Genomic DNA, 18,853 nt, shown 5'->3' on the forward strand with positions numbered 1-18,853 from the left:
TGTCATGATCAGCGGGAATGAACCGGGACCGCCAAGCATCTGACCCATAAGACAATCGGATCATAGTCCCCGCGCTCCCGTGTCTCGGGCTTCGCGGGGCCCAGCAGATGGACGACCATGCTCGACGTCGCGTCCTTGACCCAGCCGGTAACCGCAGACGATCCCTGCGGGCCGGATCTCGACGCGAGTGGCGACATTCAGTACCTCAACTTCTTCGCAGGTGCGGAATCGCTGCTGCCGATGTCGTATTTCGAGGTGGTCAACGCCAATGGAGAGCGCGGGCGCTTCGATCCTAAGGCCATCGACTTCGCCGGCCAGTTTGCGGCCGCACGACCTCTTCTGGCGCGCACCCGCGATCTGCGTTTGAACATGCTGCTGGCCAAGTTCTCCATCCTCAACCGGGACCTTGAAGGCTTTCTCAATTGCCTGAAGGCGACGACCATATTGCTGAGAGGAGCAGTGGGAAGCGGTACATCCGAGGGCCGAAGACGGCGACTACGCTCTTCGCGCTGTCACGATCGAAGGGATCGATGTGTTTCCGACCGTGATCAATCCCCTGCAATTCCTTCCGCTGATCGAAAATCGAAGGCAAGGCACCCTCAACTACCGTGCCTATCAGGTTGCCAAGGGAGAAATTCCCGCCGGTGACGCCATTGACGGTCCCGATCTAGCAACCATCGAGCGCATCATTGACGACACCGATCTCGACACCCTGAAGGCGGCGAGTGCACGTTGTTCTGCAGTCGCCGCCGAAATTGCAGGCATCAAGACGATCTGGCACGAAAAGTCGGACATGGGGCAATCCATCAGCCTCGACAGGGTCTCCGGCGTAGTTAATGGCATGGCCGCCTGGCTTGCGAGTCTCGTCGCGGAGCGTGACCCGACCGCCGTTGTGACTGCGCGGTCAGCAGACGCTGAACCATCCGACACGCAAAATCCCCTTGAGGCGGCCGGTGCGCTGACGTCATCGGCGCAGGCCAGTGCGGCGCTTGCTGCCGCCGCGGACTATTTCGCCCGAATGGAACCGTCCAACCCCGCCCTGTTGCTGGTGCGTCAGGCGCAGGAGATGGTTGGTAAATCATTCATCGAAGTGATGCGGATGCTGGTGCCCGCCCACGTAGAGAGCGCGGCGATCAATATCGGGCGAGACAAGTTCTTCAACCTGCCGATCGAACGGATGGCGGAGCTCGCCACCTCATCCCCGTCCGGGATCGAGCGCGAAGTTCAAGACACTGTTTTTTCTGCAGAAAATAGAGCACAGGCGTTAGGCCTACTGACCAAAGTGGCCGCGTTTTTCCGGACCGCAGAACCGTCCAGCCCGATTCCTTTTTGGTCGACCGCGCGCGCGATCTGGCACAGCGAGACTTTCTTACCCTGCTGAATGACGTCCTGCCCGAGGGCGCGCTCAAGACAATCGACAAATCGTATTGAACCCGCTTTTCGCTCGACGTCACTAATAGGACATAGGGAGTTTTTGCCGAGCGCAAGCTGAGCTGCTTTTGTAACCTGCGTTGCGGCAAACCGGTTTCTGAATCATTTTGCAGAGAGGGGAACCATGGCTACGGACAGCGGTCAAAAATTCATCCGCCGTAACCGCGCACCGCGCGTTCACATCACCTACGAGGATCCCTACGACGCCGAGCGGCTGATCGAGTTGCCATTCGTGATGGGCGTCCTCTCTGACCTTTCCGGCAATAGCCCCGGCGTCGAGAAAGCCAAAGTCGAGGAGCGAAAGTTCCTCGAGTTCGACATGGACAATTTCGACAACCGGATGGCGGCGATCCAGCCCGGGGTGACGGCCCGCGTGGCCAACCGCCTGGGCGAAGCGGCTGACGAGAAGATTTCCGTTAGCCTGCGCTTCAACAAGATGGCCGACTTCTCACCTGTCGCGGTCGCCCGGCAAGTCCCGGCCACGGCCAAGCTGCTGGAGGCCCGCGAACAGCTCGCCAACCTGCTCCGCTACATGGACGGCAAGGTGGCTGCCGAGGATCAGCTGAAGAAGCTCCTTGGCGATCCGCAGCTGATGGCCGCGCTGAAAGAACGCGCAGCGAGCCAGCCGACCGAACCCGACGCGGAAAAATAGAAATCAAGAGAAGGACTGGGGACCATGGCAAAAGAAGCTGGTCAAAAGGCGACCGTCACTCAAGTCGGGACCGTCGAGGCCGACGAGTTTGCAAACCTGCTCAAGCAGAGCTTTAAGCCCCGCACCGAACGCGCGGCGACCGAAGTCGAGAATGCGGTATCCACGCTCGTTCAGGAGGCGTTGAAGGACGCGAGCGTCGTCAAGTCGGATGTCCTCGACACCATCGAGGAGATGATTGCGCGGATCGACCAGAAGCTCACCGCGCAGATGAACGAGATCCTTCATGCGCCGGAGTTCCAGGCGATCGAAAGCGCCTGGCGCGGCCTGCATTACCTCGTCTTCAATTCCGAGACAGACGCCACTCTCAAGATCTGCGTATTGAATGTCTCCAAGACCGAGCTCTATCGCAACCTGCGGCTCTATCCGGACGCCCGCTGGGACCAGAGCCCGCTGTTCAAGCAGGTCTACGAGTACGAATTCGGCCAGTTAGGTGGAGAGCCGTTCGGCTGTCTGATCGGCGACTACTATTTCAGCCATCTGCCAACCGACGTGCAGTTGATGCGTGACCTCAGCAAGATCGCCGGCGCCGCGCACGCCCCCTTCTTCGCCGGAGCCGAGCCCACGCTGATGGGTATGGATTCATGGACCGAGCTGTCCAATCCTCGCGACATCGGCAAGGTGTTCGACACGCCGGAATACGCGGCCTGGAAAGGTCTCCGCGACCAAGACGACTCGCGCTATGTCGGCCTTTGCATGCCGCGAGTGCTGGGTCGCCTCCCCTACGGCGCCAAATCGGAGCCGGTGGAAGAATTCGCCTTCGAGGAAGAAACCGACGGGCATACCGGCGACAAGTACGGCTGGATCAACGCCTCCTACGCGATGGCTGTCAACATCAACCGCGCCTTCAAGGAGTTCGGCTGGTGTACCCGGATCCGCGGTGTTCAGTCCGGCGGCGAGGTCATCAACCTGCCGACGCACACCTTCCCGACCGACGATGGCGGCGTGGACCTGAAATGCCCGACCGAGATCGCGATCAGCGATCGTCGCGAGCACGAACTCGCCAAGGCAGGCCTGATCCCGCTGATCCATCGCAAGAACACCGACAAGGCGGCTTTCATCGGTGCGCAGTCGCTCTACAAGCCGAAGAAGTACTTCGGCGAGAAAGGCGTGGATGCAACCGCGTCTGACAACCTGTCGTCACGTCTGCCCTACATGTTCGCAGTGTCCCGCTTTGCGCACTATCTGAAGTGCATGGTTCGCGACAAGATCGGATCCATGAAAGAGAAGGATGAGCTGACGGTCTGGCTGCAAACCTGGATCAACGAGTACGTTGATGCCAACCCAGCCCTGTCGTCAGAAGCTCAGAAAGCGCGCAAGCCGCTGGCCGCAGCGAAGGTGGAGGTCATCGCAAACGAGGAGAACCCGGGATACTACAACGCACGCTTCTTTCTCCGTCCACACTTCCAACTCGAAGCGATGGACGTCGGCCTCAGTCTCGTCTCACGCCTACCAGGCCCGAGCTCCTGACGTCACGTCATCGCAACTGTCAATTGCAGATTTTTGAGAGGACTAAGCTATGGCTGTCGATATTTTCTTGAAACTCGATCCCATCAAGGGCGAGTCGCTGGACGACAAGCACAAGGAGGAGATTGATGTGTTGAGCTGGTCGTTCGGCGAAAGCCAGACCGGTACATTCCACAGCGGATCCGGAGGCGGTGCCGGCAAGGTCAGCGTCCAGGACCTCCATTTCACCCATTTCGTGGACAAGGCCACCCCCGATTTGTTCAAGGTCTGCGCGAATGGGAAGCACATCGATACGGCGATCCTCACGGTCCGCAAGGCCGGCGAGAACCCGCTTGAGTATCTCAAGATCGAGATGAAGCACGTTCTGGTCTCCAGCGTGTCGACAGGCGGATCGCACGGCGAGGATCGCCTCACCGAAAACGTGAGTCTGAACTTCGCCAAGGTCAAGATGACCTACAAGAGCCAGACGGACAAGGGTGCCGCCGGCGCCTCGCCGACCTTCGGTTGGGACGTTCCTGCCAACAAGGAATGGGCTTGAGCTTCGGCCCCTCGCCTGGCGCCGGTTGCCGATAGCAGACACCGGCGCCATGCGGCGCGATCCCGGATTGCATCTTCGAATGGCCGGGGTTAGGGCCGGATTCCTGGCCGCGATACGTCAAGTCGGACGCCAATTGCCGCCCTTCGAAGCGGCATACGCGCCGACCGACATGGGGACCGGAATGACGCTTGCGCCGAAAAAGGATCGGCTCTCTCCGCCGCTGATGCTCGCCTTTCGCGCGGCGCATGAAGCGCGTGATGCGCGCAAGCAGCTCGATCTGCGCGATCAGTCTGGTGATCGGATTATCGCGGCCCGGCGTAGCACGGGACGCCATCCGATCTCGGAGGCACTCCTCCGGCGCGAGGTCTCCCATGACCTCGAGACACTCCTCAATACGATCGCTCTCGAGTCGACGCTGGATATGAGCGGCCGGGATTGCGTGCGCACGTCGATTCTGAACTATGGCTTTCCCGACATCGCCAATCGTTCGATCGATGAGGTCACGGACGACGAGCTCAGCGACTCGCTGCGCGCCACACTGCTCACCTATGAACCAAGGCTCGATCGCAAGACAATCCGGGTCCGCCGCGACGGCTCGATCAGATCCGAGCAGCTCAAGCTACGCTTCATCGTCGACGCCGATCTGAAAGCCGAACCGCTCAACGTTCCCGTGGAATTCGTCGCCGAGGTCGAGCTCGACAGCGGCGATATCCAGATCAATCGACTTTAGCATGAATCGCGAATTCCTGGACTTCTACAATCGCGAATTGTCCCTGCTGTACGAGCAGGCAGGAGATTTCGCCGAGGAGTATCCCGGCATCGCGGAACGCCTCGGCGGCCTGATCAGGGACCGCTCGGATCCGATGATCACCGGGCTACTGGAAGGCGCCGCCTTTCTCGCCGCCCGTGTCCAGTTGAAGCTCAAGCACGAGTTTCCGGAATTCACCTCAAATCTGCTCGAACAGCTGGTTCCGAACTATCTTGCGCCTACCCCGGCGGCCATGCTGGTCGCAGTACGACCGCCCTATGCCGATCCGGCGCTGCGCGACGGCAAAAAGATCGCGCGCGGCACCTATTTAGACGCCACCTACCGCGAGAGAGAGCGCAGCCTCGCCTGCCGATTTCGACTTTGCCGCGACATCACGCTCTGGCCATTCGACGTCACCGGCGCCGAATACTTCTCGACGGCGGGCGCGCTGCAGGCACTCGGAATCCCGGTCGGCGGCGACGTGATCGCCGGACTCAGGCTGTCGTTGACCCACCGCACCGCGGCCCGGCTTGACGAGGAACTGCCGGATGCAGAGGCTCGGACCAAGCCGGAAACGTGGTTTGCGGGCTGCCGCATGAGCGAGCTCCCAATCTACCTCGTCGGTGCGGAATCAGACGGCATCGCCCTCTACGAACAGCTGATATCGAATTGCAAGGGCGTCTACTTCCGACATCTCGACGAGTTCGGCGATCCGGTGGTGACGCGCGCACCGCACGACTGCGTGCAGCAGATCGGTTTCGGCGAAACCGAGTCGCTGTTTCCGCATGACAACCGCGTCTTTCGCGGCTCGGAGCTGCTCCGGGAATATTTCATGTTTCCGCGCAAGTTCCTTGGCGTCCACCTGACCGGACTCCGCAGCGTGATGCCGCGGCTGCGCAGCAAATCGATCGACATCGTATTCGCTTTCGATGAACACAATTCGCGGCTCGCCGCCGCGGTGCGTCCCGATATCTTCAGGCTCTACACCGCGCCGGCGATCAACCTGTTCGAGAAGACGAGCGATCGAATCCCCGTCAAGTCGAATACCCACGAATATCACGTGGTGCCGGATCGCAGTCGCTATCTCGAATACGAGCCGCACCAGATTCTCGAAGTCTACGCGCATTTCCCGGCGGAGAAGGACAAGCGGCTGGTTCGCCCGCTGTATTCGGCCGCCGTCGACCCGACCAGCGCTTCGGTCCAGGGGCTTTACTTCACCGTCCGCCGCCTGCCCCGGCGCCGCACGGTGGAAGAGAAGACGTACGGCTCATCTTCCGACTACACCGGGACGGACATGTTCCTGTCGCTGCTCGAGCCCGGCGAATTGAACGGGCAGGACTCTGCCGCCGAGCTCAGCGTCCGGGCGCTGTGCTCGAATCGGCACCTCACTGAGCACCTGCCGGTCGGCGCGAGCGGCGCCGACTTCCGCCTGCTGGACGACACGTCCCTCGACCTGGTGTGCGTTGCTGGTCCAACCCGGCCGCGCGAGCCGGTGGTGGCCCAGTTGCGCAGTCGCAGCGAAATCGCGAACAGCGGGATCGTCAGCTGGCGGCTGATCAACATGCTGAGCCTGAACTATCTCGGCCTCGTCGAGCGCAATGGCGGCAAGAACGCGGAGCGCTGCGCGAGATGCTCTCCCTGTTTGCCGACCAGTACGACGACGCCACCGAACGCAAGATCCGGGGCGTGCGCAGCATCGAAAGCCGGCCCATCGTGCGACGGATGCGCGAGCGCACCGGCAGCGGTGCCGCGCGCGGCCTGGAGATCACCATCACGCTCGACGAGAAGGCGTTCGAGGGGAGCGGCGTATTCCTGCTCGGAGCTGTGCTGGAGCGCTTCTTCGCCGACTATTCAGGCTTCAACACCTTCACCCAAACGGTCGTCTCGACGCCGGAGCGTGGCGAGATCATGCGGTGGCCACCGCGCATGGGCACGCGGAGACCGCTGTGAAGCTGGTCGACCAGATGAAGGCCGAACCCTGGCGGTTCGATTTCTTCAACACCCTGCGTCAGCTTGAGCGAGCCAATCCCGATCGACCTCGGATCGGTGACAGCGCTGCGCGCCGCGAGGAGTACGTCGATCTCGGCCAGGTGCCTTACCTCGAGTTCCCCGCCTCCAATCTTGCGGCGGTCGACGACCAGAATGGCCGGCTCAGGATACTCGTCAAGTTTCTCGGCCTCCTGGGTCCGCAGGGTGCGCTGCCACTTGCCACGACCGATGAGAGTCCGAGCTGGTGGCTGATGCGGGACGACGCCTTCCCGCGCTTCCTTGACCTGCTCAACGGGCGCTTCCTGCAGCTCTTCTTTCGCGCCTGGGCCGACGCCCGGCCGATCGCGCAGCACGACCGCCCCCGGGAGGATCGCTTCATCGCCTATGTCGGCTCCTTCGCCGGCCTCGGCTCCGACGTTTTCGCCAATCGGGACACCGTACCCGACATGGCGAAGCTCAGCTTCGCCGGACTGGTCGCCCCCAGGGCGAAGTGTGCGTCACGGCTGACGCGGTTCTTGCAGGGACTGTTCGACGTCAAGGTCGAGATCGACGAGTTTGTCGGCACCTGGCTTGCGTTCGACCCAAATCACTGCAGCCGGCTCGGCGAGGCGCATGCCAGCCTCGGTCGCGACGCGCTTCTCGGCTCACGCGTGTTCAGCGTCGAGGACAAGATCAGGGTTCGGGTCTTCGTCAAGACTTTTGTCCAGTACGAGCAGTTCCTGCCGACCGAAGCGCGCAATCTGTCGGAGCCGCTGGCGGACGCCGTTTTCTTCTACATCGGCGACGAACTGGAGTGGGAGGTCGAGCTCGCGATTCCGGCAGGAGAGGTCGTCCCCGTCAGACTAGGGCAGAGCGGACGGCTTGGATGGACCACCTGGGTCTCCCCCAACTGGACCTCCACTGAAGAATATCGCCGCGACGCCCGCTTTCAACTCGGGGAGCGCCTGCGAGCCCGGCGGAACGCCGCAGCGGATGCCTCGGCGATTTGAACCTATCGACCGCGCGGATCGTCCCAATTGTATGGGATCTGCGCCAATTTCCGTTAGGTGCCAAACATCGGCGGAGCAATTGAGCAGGAGGCGCCGCCGTGACCGACATCAGCATTGAAGCCGTAACGGGCAAGCTGAACCGCGCCGGCTACGACGCCTTCATCCAGGCTCTTCGCCATGCCAAGAGCGCCGGCAACCGCAACGTCGAGCTTGCGCACTGGCTGTTTCATATGCTGCAGCAGGAGCGCACGGACCTCAGCCTCTCGGTGGACCGTTACAAGCTCGACCGGGCGCGGTTGCTGTCGGACCTTGCCGGCGCCATCAACGGCTGTCGCAAGAACGAAACAGACATGCCGGGTGTCGCCAATCCGGTCATCGATCTCCTCGATCGCGGCTGGCACTACGCCACGCTCTTTTTCGGTGAAACCCAGATCCGCACCGGCCACCTGCTGGTGGCTGGGCTGAAATCGAACGACATCCGTCGCGCACTGAACAACCTCTCCCAGGAATTCGCCAAGGTCAACGTCGAAGCGTTGACCGCCGAACGTCGCGCCATCTGGGCCGGCTCCGACGAGGAGACCATGCGACCCATGGACGGCTCGGGTCTTGTGGGCGCTGGCACGGATGGCGCGGATCAGGCGAGTCCGAAAGGCACGACACCGCTCGACCGGTTCTCGCAGGATCTCACAGCCAAGGCCAAATCGGGCGAGATGGACCCGATCCTGGGCCGGGACGAAGAGATCCGCCAGTTGATCGACGTTCTGATGCGACGACGGCAAAACAATCCGATTCTCACCGGCGAAGCCGGCGTCGGCAAGACGGCGGTAGTCGAAGGATCTGCGCAACGCATCGCCGCCGGCGACGTACCGCCGCCGCTGCGCAATGTCCGGCTCTGCGTCCTCGACATCGGCCTGATGCAGGCAGGCGCCTCGATGAAGGGCGAGTTCGAGCAGCGCCTGCGCGCGGTGATCGACGAGGTGCAGAGCTCGCCCACCCCGATCATCCTGTTCATCGACGAAGCCCATACCTTGATTGGCGCCGGTGGCGCAGCCGGCACCGGCGATGCGGCCAACCTCCTGAAACCTCCACTCGCCCGTGGTACGCTGCGCACGATCGCCGCCACCACCTGGGCGGAGTATCGCCAGTACATCGAGAAGGACCCGGCGCTCACGCGACGCTTCCAGCCGATCCAGATCGACGAACCGGATGTCGAGACCTGTTGCGTGATGCTGCGTGGCCTTCTTGGCCCGATGGAAAAGCACCACGGCGTTCGCATTTCCGATGCCGCAATCACCGCAGCCGTCAACCTCTCGCACCGCTACATTCCCTCCCGACAGCTGCCGGACAAGGCCGTCAGCCTGCTCGATACCGCCTCGGCCCGTGTGGCGATCAGCCAGAGCGCAACGCCGGCCCTGATCGAGGACACGCGTGTCGCGATCACGGCTCGCGAGGCTGAAAAATCCGCCCTGGTCAGCGATCGCGATCTGGGCATCGAGGACGGCGAGCGCGGCGCCGCGATCGACACCGATATCGCCGCGTTGAAAGAGAAGCTAACAGCGCTCGAGGCCGACTGGGCCAAGGAGCAGGAGCTCGTCAAGGACATCCGCAGCATTCGCGACATCCTGTCCGAGCCCAAGGAAAATCAAGATCCAGACGCAAAACGCGCGGAGCTGCGTGGCAAGTTCGAGACGCTGGAGGGGATCAATCCGGAAAAGCGGATGGTCTATGCCCATGTGGACCAGCAGTCGGTGGCGTCAGTCGTGTCCGACTGGACCGGCATCCCGGTTGGTCGGATGATGCGGGACGAGATCGAAACCGTGCTGAAGCTGCCGGAGATCCTCAACCGCCGCGTCATCGGCCAGGCCCACGGGCTGACGATGATCGCCAAGCGTATCGAGACCAGCCGTGCCAAGCTGGACAACCCGTCGAAGCCGATCGGCGTTTTCATGCTGGCCGGACCATCCGGCGTCGGAAAGACCGAGACCGCGTTGGCGCTTGCCGAGACGCTTTACGGCGGCGAGCAGAACATGATCACGATCAACATGTCGGAGTTCCAGGAGGCGCACACCGTCTCGACCCTGAAGGGAGCACCTCCCGGTTACGTCGGCTACGGAGAGGGCGGCCGCCTCACCGAGGCGGTCCGGCGCAAGCCATACAGCGTCATCCTGCTCGACGAGGTGGAGAAGGCCCATCCCGACGTCCATGAGATCTTCTTCCAGGTGTTCGACAAGGGAGTCATGGAGGACGGAAATGGACGGCGGATCGACTTCAAGAACACCTTGATCATCCTGACCACCAATGTGGGTACCGAACTGATCATGGGGCTGTCCCGCGATCCAAAATATCGCAACGAACCGGAAGAGCTCGCGAAGATGCTCAGGCCGGAATTGCTGAAGGTATTTCCGGCCGCATTGCTCGGGCGTATCGTCTCGATCCCCTATTTCCCGCTCTCGGACGAGATATTGGGCGGCATCGTCCGGCTGCAGCTCGACCGGATCGCCCGTCGGCTACACGATAATCACAAGGCTGCCTTCAGCTACGACGACGCCGTTGTGGCGCACATCGTGTCAAGCTGCAATGATCCGGATTCCGGCGGGCGCATGATCGACAACATCATTACCAACACATTGCTGCCGGAGCTGTCGCGCGAGTTCCTTAGACGATCCCTTGCCAAGGAGGAGATCAAGCAGACACGCGTCTCAATCGCGGACGACAAGTTCGCCTATTCGTGGAACTGAGCACGATGAATGTTCACACTGAGCATCGCCATTCAACGACCGGCCCCACTCCGTACGACGAGGTCTACTACCCCGGCCACGTCTACGGGCTCACCCACCCCAACCATCTCGCAACAATTGCCACCGTCTACGGCATGCAACCTGCTCCGGTCGAGCGCTGCCGAGTCCTGGAACTCGGCTGCGGCGTCGGCGGCAATCCTTTGCCCATGGCCTTTCAATATCCGGACAGCGAGTTCGTCGGCGTCGACCTGAGCGGCGTGACGATCGAGCGCGGCCAGAACAATATCGCGGCGCTGGGCTTGAGCAACATCAAGCTCCTCCATTGCGACATCATGAGTGTCGATCCGAGCTTCGGAGAGTTCGACTACATCATCGCGCACGGCGTCTACTCATGGGTGCCACCGCACGTGCGCGAGAAGATGATGACGATCTTCAAGCAGAACCTGACGCCGCGCGGAATCTGCTACGTCAGCTACAATGCGCACCCGTTCTCGCATCTCCGCGACATGGTCCGCAACATGATGCGATATCATACCCGCCGCCTCACCGGCATGAAGGAGAAGGTCGGACAGGCTCGCGCGATCCTGAAGTTCCTGAGCGAGGGCTCGAAGGCCAATACGGTTCACGGCACGATCATGCGGGATCAGTACAACCGGGTTCTCAACTCTCCGGACGAATTGTTGTTTCACGACGACCTCGACGATGGCGCGGCCGCCTTCCTGTTGCACGAAGTCGCGGAGGATGCCGCTCGTCACGGCCTGCAGTATGTCGGCGATTCCGATTTTTCGCGCCGCTATCTCGCCGGCTATTCCGAGGAGGTCCGTGCCACGCTGCAGCGCTTTCCCGAGAGCGAGTTCATGGCGCGCGACCAGTACCAGGACTTCATCGATGGCAACGGCTTCCGGCGCACTTTGCTTTGCCACGACAATGTGTCGCTCGACCGGCAGATCGACGCGGATTTCGTCAGGCGATACCACCTCCTGAGCACGGCCAGCCCGCTCGACCCCAAGGCCTGTGTGACAGATGTTTCTGCAATGGAATTTGAGAACCAGGACGGCAGCAGGATCACGGTGACCAATCCGCTCCTGAAGGCCGCTCATCTGTGCCTCGGCCGGGCCTGGCCGCGCGCCTTGTCATTCGACGAGTTGCTGCGCGGTGCGCGCGCGCTGCTGGATGGCCGTCACGCCGGGGATGACGAACGGGTCCTGACGGATGCGATGTACATCCTGGCCTGCAGCGGCGAGGTCTCCTTCCTGGTATCGCCGCCGTTCTTGCTGAAGGAAATTACCGACCGACCGCAGGCAAGCTTGCTGGCCCGCAAACAGTCACAGACAAGTCCGCACGTCACCAACCTGCTCCACCAAACAGTGCAGTTGGAGGACGATCGAACCCGGCATTTCCTGCAATTGCTCGACGGCCTTCGCACGATCGACCAGATCACGGCCGATATGACCGAAGCATTCGGCCCGACCATCCGGATCGAACAAAAGGACAAGGACGGAAACGCGGCAGAGCCGCTGTTGCTTTCAACCCGAGAGAGCGTTGAACGCTCGCTTGCGATGATCGGCAAGCTGGGCTTGTTGGTCGCCTGAAGCGATAGATCTCAATTCGAAGCGAGGGCGCGAGACCACAGCCGTGGGCTGCGCGCACTCACGTGTATCCCGTCTCGTGTCTACTGATCGTGCGACGTTCGGCGATGTTTCCGGGTCGGCGGCTTGCGGCCGCTGGCGGTCGCCACAACGGTGATGGGCCTAAGAAAAGGCCGGGAAGGGTGAGTTGGAGAAGGACGCCGGCAACTTCATTGAACATTTGAACCCGTCCCAGTTCGGATGCGACTAATTCACGCCGAGGAGCGAGGCTGGCGAAGCGGAACCACCTCCACCGTCAGTTCACCGCCTCCGCGAGATTTTTGGCGGCCTCGAGTGCTCGGGAACGGTGAGCATCAACAGGACGCCCGACCTGCCCGGCGCGAAGAGAGGCTTGCTCTGAATCGAAGGCAGATGCGCACCTATGAAGACGATTTGGACATTATAGTGAGGTTCTTCCATGAGCGATGACCTGCTGACCGCCGGCGTTGAACTCAAAGGTTACGTCACCACGCTGCTCGGAAATCTCGAAAAGGATGTCGATGGCCAATTCGACAAATGGTGCGCGCCCATCACAGGTTACCTCAGTCACCTTGTCGCATGTTACGAGGGAGCACAGAATGATCAGGTAGCCACGCTGCGTGAACAGGAGGACGAACGGCAGCGAGCACTTCAGCGCGCTCTGTTTGTCCTAAATTTTCTCGCGATCGGCGCGACGGCCTGGCTTGGTGTCGCCCTGGAGAAGGTGGTGGGGCCGCGGTTGTTCTTTGAGTACGAGCAAACTGCGCTCACTCTTCCAACCAACTGGCTCCGAAAGATACCCAAGGAGTTCGATGGCGCCCTTTTTGGGAATTTGGGAAAAGACATCACCAATGCGCTGGTCGGTGTATTGAACGAAAAGCTCGCTCAACCCGCGGAGGTCGCCGCCATCGACGGAACGGCGGTCGCGAAATCTCCGGACATGAAACGCTTCGGATACAACCTCACTCTGGAAATAAAGAAGCAGAAGGATGCGGTGAAGGCAGTTATCGATCTGACAATCGAGAGTATTAATGGATCTGCGACCTTCAGCTCGTCAATTTCAAAGACGCTCAAGACATCAAATCCCCATCTTGAGCGCATGTCGTATCCAAATATCATTCGCGCCGGTCACAAGTTCATCAATTCAATTTTCGAAGAACAAAGAAAGAAATGGGCCGCTTCATATTTCTTCTACGGATACAACCCTCCTCCCAATACGAATTGGGCTCGTGTCCAATCACAGCTGGAGAAAATGCTATGGGCGATCTGGGTTGCCCAGCAGAATTTTGCCCCAGCGCGTGCAATCCCGAAGGGTGGTACATTCGGCCAGGCCTTTGCTGATCTGTATTACCTGAAAGGAGCCCAGGGAAATTTGTTGGGCACAACGGGAGGCATCGCGTCCGAGATCAAGGACAGCCCAATCACGCTTCGGCTGTTCGAGCGGTGCAACGCTCCGGTCCAGGACATTTTACTGAACGGGCCGCCAGCTACCTATGCGACCTGTACTGCACAGGCAGACAAGCTTCGGATCTGGGCCAATACAGTCGATACGAATGAGATCTGAAGCATGCTGAAAGGCGTTAAGCGCGATCTAGGTGCTGTGGACAAGATATTCTCACAATAGGGCCCAACGGTCACCGGCGGCGGGACCTCGCCAGGTTCGCCAACTGACTTCGTTTGCGACCGAACCTTATCACTTGCCGACTGGCTATGACGTTAACGTCCATCTTTGAGCTCAGTGAATGTGCTCCCTGTCTTTCATTGACCACCGCAAGTTCTGGCGATGTTACACGCGAGCTTCAGAGTCATTCCGATTCCGTTCATTCGATGGGAGCGCGCCGGGTATGCCAATTCGTCACTGACTGGAAGGCATACCCAGCGCGGGCAAGCACATCCTCGGACAGATGCCGGCCGACCAGCTGCATGCTGAGCGGCAGGCCGTCTGACGCCATGCCGTTCGGCAACGTGATGGTAGGGCTGCCTGAGAAGTCGAACACGGCGGTGAAACGGAGGATGCTGAGCAGAACGTTCGGATCAGCGCCATACTCGCCCATCTTGGTCAGCGTCGGGGTCGGCACGGGCATCGTGGGAATTAGCAGCAGATCGACGTCATTGAACAATGCAGCGAGGCTGCCGCTGAATTTCAGGCGCTCGTGATGAATCTGCGCAATTTCGACGCCACTCATCGACCTCCCTGCTCGATCAGCTGAGCCAGATCGGGGCCGTATTCCAGCTTCCGCAACGGATAGGTCTCATGATGCGCCTCTGCCGTCTCGATCGAGCACATTGGGATCCACATGCTGACGAGCTTCTGGTAGTCCGGGAATTTGACCTCGCGGATATCGGCTCCGAGCGCCGAAAGGGTGTCTTCGGCTTCCAGCAACGCCGCAACAACCTGCGTGTCGACCCCGTTCTGGGTATAGCTACGGTCCACGCCAATCCGTAATCCCCGTACTCCTTCACCGATCCGGGACAGATAGTTCGGCACCGGCGCCTGCAGGGCCGTGGGATCATTGATATCGGCGCCCGCGATGACGCCGAGCATGGCGGCTGCATCGGCCGCGCTCCGGCACATTGGCCCGACATGATCGAGCGAGTCGGCCAGCGGAAAGATGCCGTGACGACCACGCGTCCCCAGGTCGGCTTGACCCCGGTCAGCCCGCATGTCGCCGACGGAAACCGGATCGAGCCGCCGGTGTCGCTGCCGATCGCGCCGAAGCAGAGCCCAGCCGAGGTCGCCACGCCCGATCCGCTGGAGGAAGAACCGACCCAATAGTCGAGCCCCCAAGGATTGAGCGGCGCCTGGTCGTTCGGGTGATGGCTGGTATAGGCGCCCTCGGTCATCTTCAGCTTGCCGAGCGTGACGGCGCCAGCAAGCTCGAGGCGATCGACGATCGTCGCATTGAAGGACGGAACGAACTTGGCGTGGATCGTGGTGCCGCCCGCCGAAGGCGCGAAGGTGGTGTAGCAGAGATCCTTCAGGCCAATCGGCACGCCGTGCAGCGGGCCGCGCCAGATGCCTTTCGCAAGCTCTGCATCGCAGCGCTTCGCCTGCGCCATCGCGCGCTCGGCGAGCACAAGCGCATAGCCGTGGAATTTGCCGTCGAGCTTGGCAATCCGGCTCAGCATAGCATCTATCACCTTCGAGGGCACGAGCTCGCCCCGGCGGAACAGCTCGGAGAGCTCGGTGATCGACTTGTAATGAATTGGATCTGCTGACATCTGACGGCCCTGTGTGTTGTCGAAAACGGCCTCGCCACCGGCGCCACAGACGGCCCGGTGTCGTAACGGCGCGGCGCCGGATGCGTCTAGAACTGCACTCCGCGCGTGAGCGCACCATCGACCACGAGGTTGGTCCCAGTGATGAAGCTTGCAGCCTTGCTGGCGAGGAACACCGCGCCGTTCGCCATCTCCTGCGGCGTGCCCATGCGGCCGGTCGGATTCAGCGCCAGCGCAGTCTTGTACAGTTCGGGATTGCCGTCCTTGATCATGTTCCAGACACCACCCTCGAAATAGGTGTTGCCCGGCGAGACAGAATTGGCCCGGATGCCTTTGCCAGCGAGCTGAAAGGCAAGGCCTTGGGTATAATGGATGATCGCGGCCTTGAACGTGCCGTAGGGACCGCTGGCGAAGTCCACCTCGCGCCCCGACACGCTAGAAATGGTGACGATCGCAGCGGCTTTGCTCTTCTCGAGATACGGCATCGCGGCGTTGACCAGCCGTACCGTACCCATCATGTCGGTGGAGAACTCCTTCTCCCAGCTCTCCTCGTCCTGTCCGATCGAAAGCGCGCTTACGTTGGCGACCACAATGTCGATACCGCCGAGCTTCGAGGCCATGCTCTCCACCCAGGTTTTGAGCGCCGGGCCGTTAGAAACATCGACCGCATCGCCGAATGCTGCGACGCCTTTCGCCCTGATTGCGGTGACCGCACTGTCGACGTCCGCCCTGTTGCGCGCGCAAATGCCGACATCGGCGCCCTCCGCCGCGAACGTGTCGGCAATCGCCCTGCCGATACCCTTTGTGCTGCCGGTGACGAGTACCTTTGCTCCCTTGAGTCCCAGGTCCATGTTCACTCCCTCCATTATGCTCGACTGAAATTTCTTCCGCACAGTTCCTCAGAGCAGGAGCTGCGCGCGGACATTGTCCTCATTGACCTCGCTGCCTGCGAGCGATTGCATGATCTTGCCCTTCTCCATGATGTAGCAGCGCTCGGCGATCGCGAGGATGGTATCCAGGTTCTGCTCGACAAAGATGATGGTGGTGCCGAGCTCGTCGCGAAACGATTTCAGTGCTTCGCAGATGTGCTGGACAATCGAGGGCTGGATCCCTTCGGACGGCTCGTCCAAAATCATCAGCGACGGATTGCCGATCAGCGCCCGGCCAATGGCCAGCTGCTGCTGCTCGCCGCCGGACATGGTGCCCGCGGCTTGCCGGCGGCGCTCCTTCAGGCGCGGAAAATACTGGTAAACGAGCTCCGGAAGCTTCTTGCCCCTAGTCCCACCGATGAGCTCGCCGACCTGCAGATTCTCCTCGACAGTCATCTGCGGAAAGACATCGCGGCCCTGGGGGATGTAGCCGAAGCCTGCCCGCGCGCGCGCATCAGCCTCAAGGTGAGTGATGTCACGGTCCATGAACGAGATTGTGCCGCGCCAGCTCTGCAGCAATCCGATCAGGCACCTCATCAGCGTCGATTTGCCTACGCCGTTGCGGCCGATCACGCCGACAATCTCACCGCGCGCGACCGACATGGTGACACCCTGCAGGATCGGTGTTGCCCCGTAACCGGCCCATAGTTCCGTGACGTCGAGGATCCGGTCAGTGGACATATTTTCAGTGGACATGGGTCTTGCCCAGATAGATTTCCGCGACCTTCTCGTCTGCAAGGATCGTCTCGAGGCTACCGCGCGCAAATATCTTGCCGAGATGCAGAACCGTAACTCGCTGCGCGACCTGGCGGACGAATGCCATGTCATGCTCCACGACCAGCACCGTCATGCCCTTCGCATTGAACGACTTGATCAGCTCGCCCGTCTTGAACGTCTCTTCCGGCGACATGCCGGCGGTCGGCTCGTCCAGCAACAACAGTTGCGGCTTCAACGCCAGCGCCATTCCGATCTCGAGCCATTGCTGCTGGCCGTGCGAAAGCGCTCCAGCCAGCTTGTCGCCATCTGGCGCGAGGTTGAGCAGCGTCAGGAGGCGGTCCTCTTCGGCAGCGCGCTCCGTGCCGGTCAATCGCGCCTGTAACGCGGTCTGGATGTTCTGCCGGACTGGCAGCTCCTTGAACACACTCGGGGCCTGCATCTTGATGCTCATGCCTCGCTCCACGCGCGCATAGGGACGCTCGGCAGTGATGTCGATAGTGTCGAAGAAGATGCTGCCCAGGGTTGGCGGATAGAGACCAACAATCAGCTTGAACAGCGTGCTCTTTCCGGCGCCGTTAGGCCCGATCAGGCAGTGGACCTCACCGACATTCACGGTGAGGTCGACGTCGGACACGGCGGTCAACCCACCGAAGCGTTTCGATACCCCTTTGACTTCAACCAGGGCCATGATCAGGACTCTTTCGACTGCAGGCGAGCATTCTCCGCAAGGCCCGCGCCGGGATCCCGCGGCCCTCGCCCACCCCACCAACCGGCAGCAAGCTTGCCGATACCGAGCACAAAGCCTTGCGGCGCCAGCATCACCGTGGCGAGCAACAACGCGCCCATCAGCACCAGTGCTGCCTGCTGGCTATAGACCGTGATGGTCTGAAACCCGAACAGCAGCAGGAACGATCCCACCAGAGTTGCGGTCAGATCGCTCCGCCCGGAGAAGGCGACCCAGACGATCGGCATCGCGGCCGCTGGCAAGCCGATGCTCGACGGCGTGATGAACTGGCCCCACGACGTGTAGAGGGCACCACTCAGCCCCGCGAGGCCGCTGCCGATCACGAAAGTCAGAAGTTGATATTTCCTGACGTCATAACCGAGCATTTCGGCGCGCTGCGGGTTTTCGCGCGTCGCGACGATGACGTTGCCGATGCCCGAGTTCACCAGCATGCGCAACGCCAGATAGACGATGACGATCAACGCGATCATGACGTAGTAGAGCGCAGATCCTTCGATATAGAAATCGCCGACGGCAAGAGGGTCCATGCCCTTCATCCCGTTGAATCCGTTCAGCCGCGCCGGCCCAATATGCCATTCCGGGCCCGCGGTCTGACCAAGGAAGAAGGCGAGCACAAGCGTCGCGGATAAGGTCACGATGCCGAAGAAGATGCCGTTGATACCGCCCCAGATCATGAAGTAGCCGAGGATGCCTGCTGCCAGCATCGAGATCGCCACAGACAAGACGAGCGCAGCAATCGTCGCCGTTCCGCCGCCCATGTTGATCGCGAGCACGCCGTAGCCGTAGCCGGCAATGCCGAAGAACAGGGTCTGCCCGAACGACAGCATGCCGCCATAGCCCCACATCAGGCAGAGGCCCAGCGCCATGAAGATCCAGATCAGGAAGTAGGCAAAATTGCCGACGTCGTAGGAATCGGCGAACAGCGGATAAGTCAGCGAGCCCGCAAGCACAGCGAGGAAGCAGGACCAGAAGATCTTGCCACGTCCGAGCGTCTGTGGGCCTTCCAGCAGCTTGAACATCAGCATTT

General features: G+C 61.1%; 14 protein-coding genes and 2 pseudogenes. 11 read left to right on the top strand and 5 right to left on the bottom strand.

Going from position 1 to position 18,853, the window contains the following annotated elements; all coding sequences use genetic code 11:
• Positions 1-117 precede the first annotated feature (117 nt).
• The 11 genes and pseudogenes from ACTGJ9_RS34200 to ACTGJ9_RS34250 all read left to right on the top strand — a co-directional run bounded on the left by ACTGJ9_RS34200 (position 118) and on the right by ACTGJ9_RS34250 (position 13,780).
• Positions 118-648, top strand: coding sequence for a type VI secretion system ImpA family N-terminal domain-containing protein (locus ACTGJ9_RS34200; protein WP_456674637.1), 531 nt, complete (start codon positions 118-120; stop codon positions 646-648).
• Positions 545-1,381 carry a hypothetical protein gene (locus ACTGJ9_RS34205; protein WP_456674638.1) on the top strand — a complete coding sequence of 279 codons (837 nt, stop codon included), beginning with the start codon at positions 545-547 and terminating at the stop codon, positions 1,379-1,381. The genes ACTGJ9_RS34200 and ACTGJ9_RS34205 overlap by 104 nt, the downstream gene beginning before the upstream one ends.
• Positions 1,382-1,555: 174 nt before the next feature.
• Entirely contained in the window at positions 1,556-2,083 is a 528-nt protein-coding gene (gene tssB, locus ACTGJ9_RS34210; protein WP_456674639.1) for a type VI secretion system contractile sheath small subunit, read from the top strand.
• A gap of 24 nt (positions 2,084-2,107) precedes the next feature.
• Positions 2,108-3,610, top strand: coding sequence for a type VI secretion system contractile sheath large subunit (gene tssC / locus ACTGJ9_RS34215; RefSeq protein WP_456674640.1), 1,503 nt, complete (start codon positions 2,108-2,110; stop codon positions 3,608-3,610).
• Positions 3,611-3,659: 49 nt separating this feature from the next.
• The gene (locus ACTGJ9_RS34220) at positions 3,660-4,145 is read left to right on the top strand and encodes an Hcp family type VI secretion system effector (RefSeq protein ID WP_148776571.1); all 486 of its coding nucleotides are present in this window, start codon (positions 3,660-3,662) and stop codon (positions 4,143-4,145) included.
• Positions 4,146-4,326: 181 nt separating this feature from the next.
• Positions 4,327-4,875, top strand: a complete 549-nt coding sequence (tssE, locus tag ACTGJ9_RS34225) for a type VI secretion system baseplate subunit TssE (protein ID WP_456674641.1) — start codon at positions 4,327-4,329, stop codon at positions 4,873-4,875.
• Between the two features lies 1 nt (position 4,876).
• Positions 4,877-6,843, top strand: a pseudogene (gene tssF, locus ACTGJ9_RS34230) (type VI secretion system baseplate subunit TssF).
• Positions 6,807-7,871 (top strand): type VI secretion system baseplate subunit TssG, encoded by a 1,065-nt coding sequence (gene tssG / locus ACTGJ9_RS34235; protein WP_456674642.1) that lies wholly within the window; start codon positions 6,807-6,809, stop codon positions 7,869-7,871. The pseudogene tssF and the gene tssG overlap by 37 nt, the downstream one beginning before the upstream one ends.
• Before the next feature lie 98 nt (positions 7,872-7,969).
• Entirely contained in the window at positions 7,970-10,609 is a 2,640-nt protein-coding gene (gene tssH, locus ACTGJ9_RS34240) for a type VI secretion system ATPase TssH (protein ID WP_456674643.1), read from the top strand.
• A 5-nt stretch (positions 10,610-10,614) separates the two neighbouring features.
• The gene (locus tag ACTGJ9_RS34245; protein WP_456674644.1) at positions 10,615-12,201 is read left to right on the top strand and encodes a methyltransferase regulatory domain-containing protein; all 1,587 of its coding nucleotides are present in this window, start codon (positions 10,615-10,617) and stop codon (positions 12,199-12,201) included.
• A gap of 454 nt (positions 12,202-12,655) precedes the next feature.
• A complete protein-coding gene (locus ACTGJ9_RS34250) occupies positions 12,656-13,780 on the top strand; it encodes a hypothetical protein (protein WP_456674645.1) in 1,125 nt (374 codons plus the stop codon).
• A gap of 256 nt (positions 13,781-14,036) precedes the next feature.
• On the opposite strand, the pseudogene ACTGJ9_RS34255 reads toward ACTGJ9_RS34250, so the two are convergent.
• From ACTGJ9_RS34255 to ACTGJ9_RS34275, 5 genes and pseudogenes are all read right to left on the bottom strand, one after another.
• Positions 14,037-15,438, bottom strand: a pseudogene (locus tag ACTGJ9_RS34255) (amidase).
• 86 nt (positions 15,439-15,524) lie between these two features.
• Positions 15,525-16,286, bottom strand: coding sequence for an SDR family NAD(P)-dependent oxidoreductase (locus ACTGJ9_RS34260; RefSeq protein WP_456674646.1), 762 nt, complete (start codon positions 16,284-16,286; stop codon positions 15,525-15,527).
• Between the two features lie 48 nt (positions 16,287-16,334).
• A complete protein-coding gene (locus ACTGJ9_RS34265) occupies positions 16,335-17,060 on the bottom strand; it encodes an ABC transporter ATP-binding protein (protein WP_456674647.1) in 726 nt (241 codons plus the stop codon).
• Positions 17,050-17,769, bottom strand: coding sequence for an ATP-binding cassette domain-containing protein (locus ACTGJ9_RS34270; RefSeq protein WP_456674648.1), 720 nt, complete (start codon positions 17,767-17,769; stop codon positions 17,050-17,052). The genes ACTGJ9_RS34265 and ACTGJ9_RS34270 overlap by 11 nt, the downstream gene beginning before the upstream one ends.
• A gap of 2 nt (positions 17,770-17,771) precedes the next feature.
• The gene (locus tag ACTGJ9_RS34275) at positions 17,772-18,845 is read right to left on the bottom strand and encodes a branched-chain amino acid ABC transporter permease (protein ID WP_456674649.1); all 1,074 of its coding nucleotides are present in this window, start codon (positions 18,843-18,845) and stop codon (positions 17,772-17,774) included.
• Positions 18,846-18,853 lie beyond the last annotated feature (8 nt).

Source organism: Bradyrhizobium sp. RDM12, assembly GCF_051917485.1.
Lineage (GTDB): Bacteria > Pseudomonadota > Alphaproteobacteria > Rhizobiales > Xanthobacteraceae > Bradyrhizobium.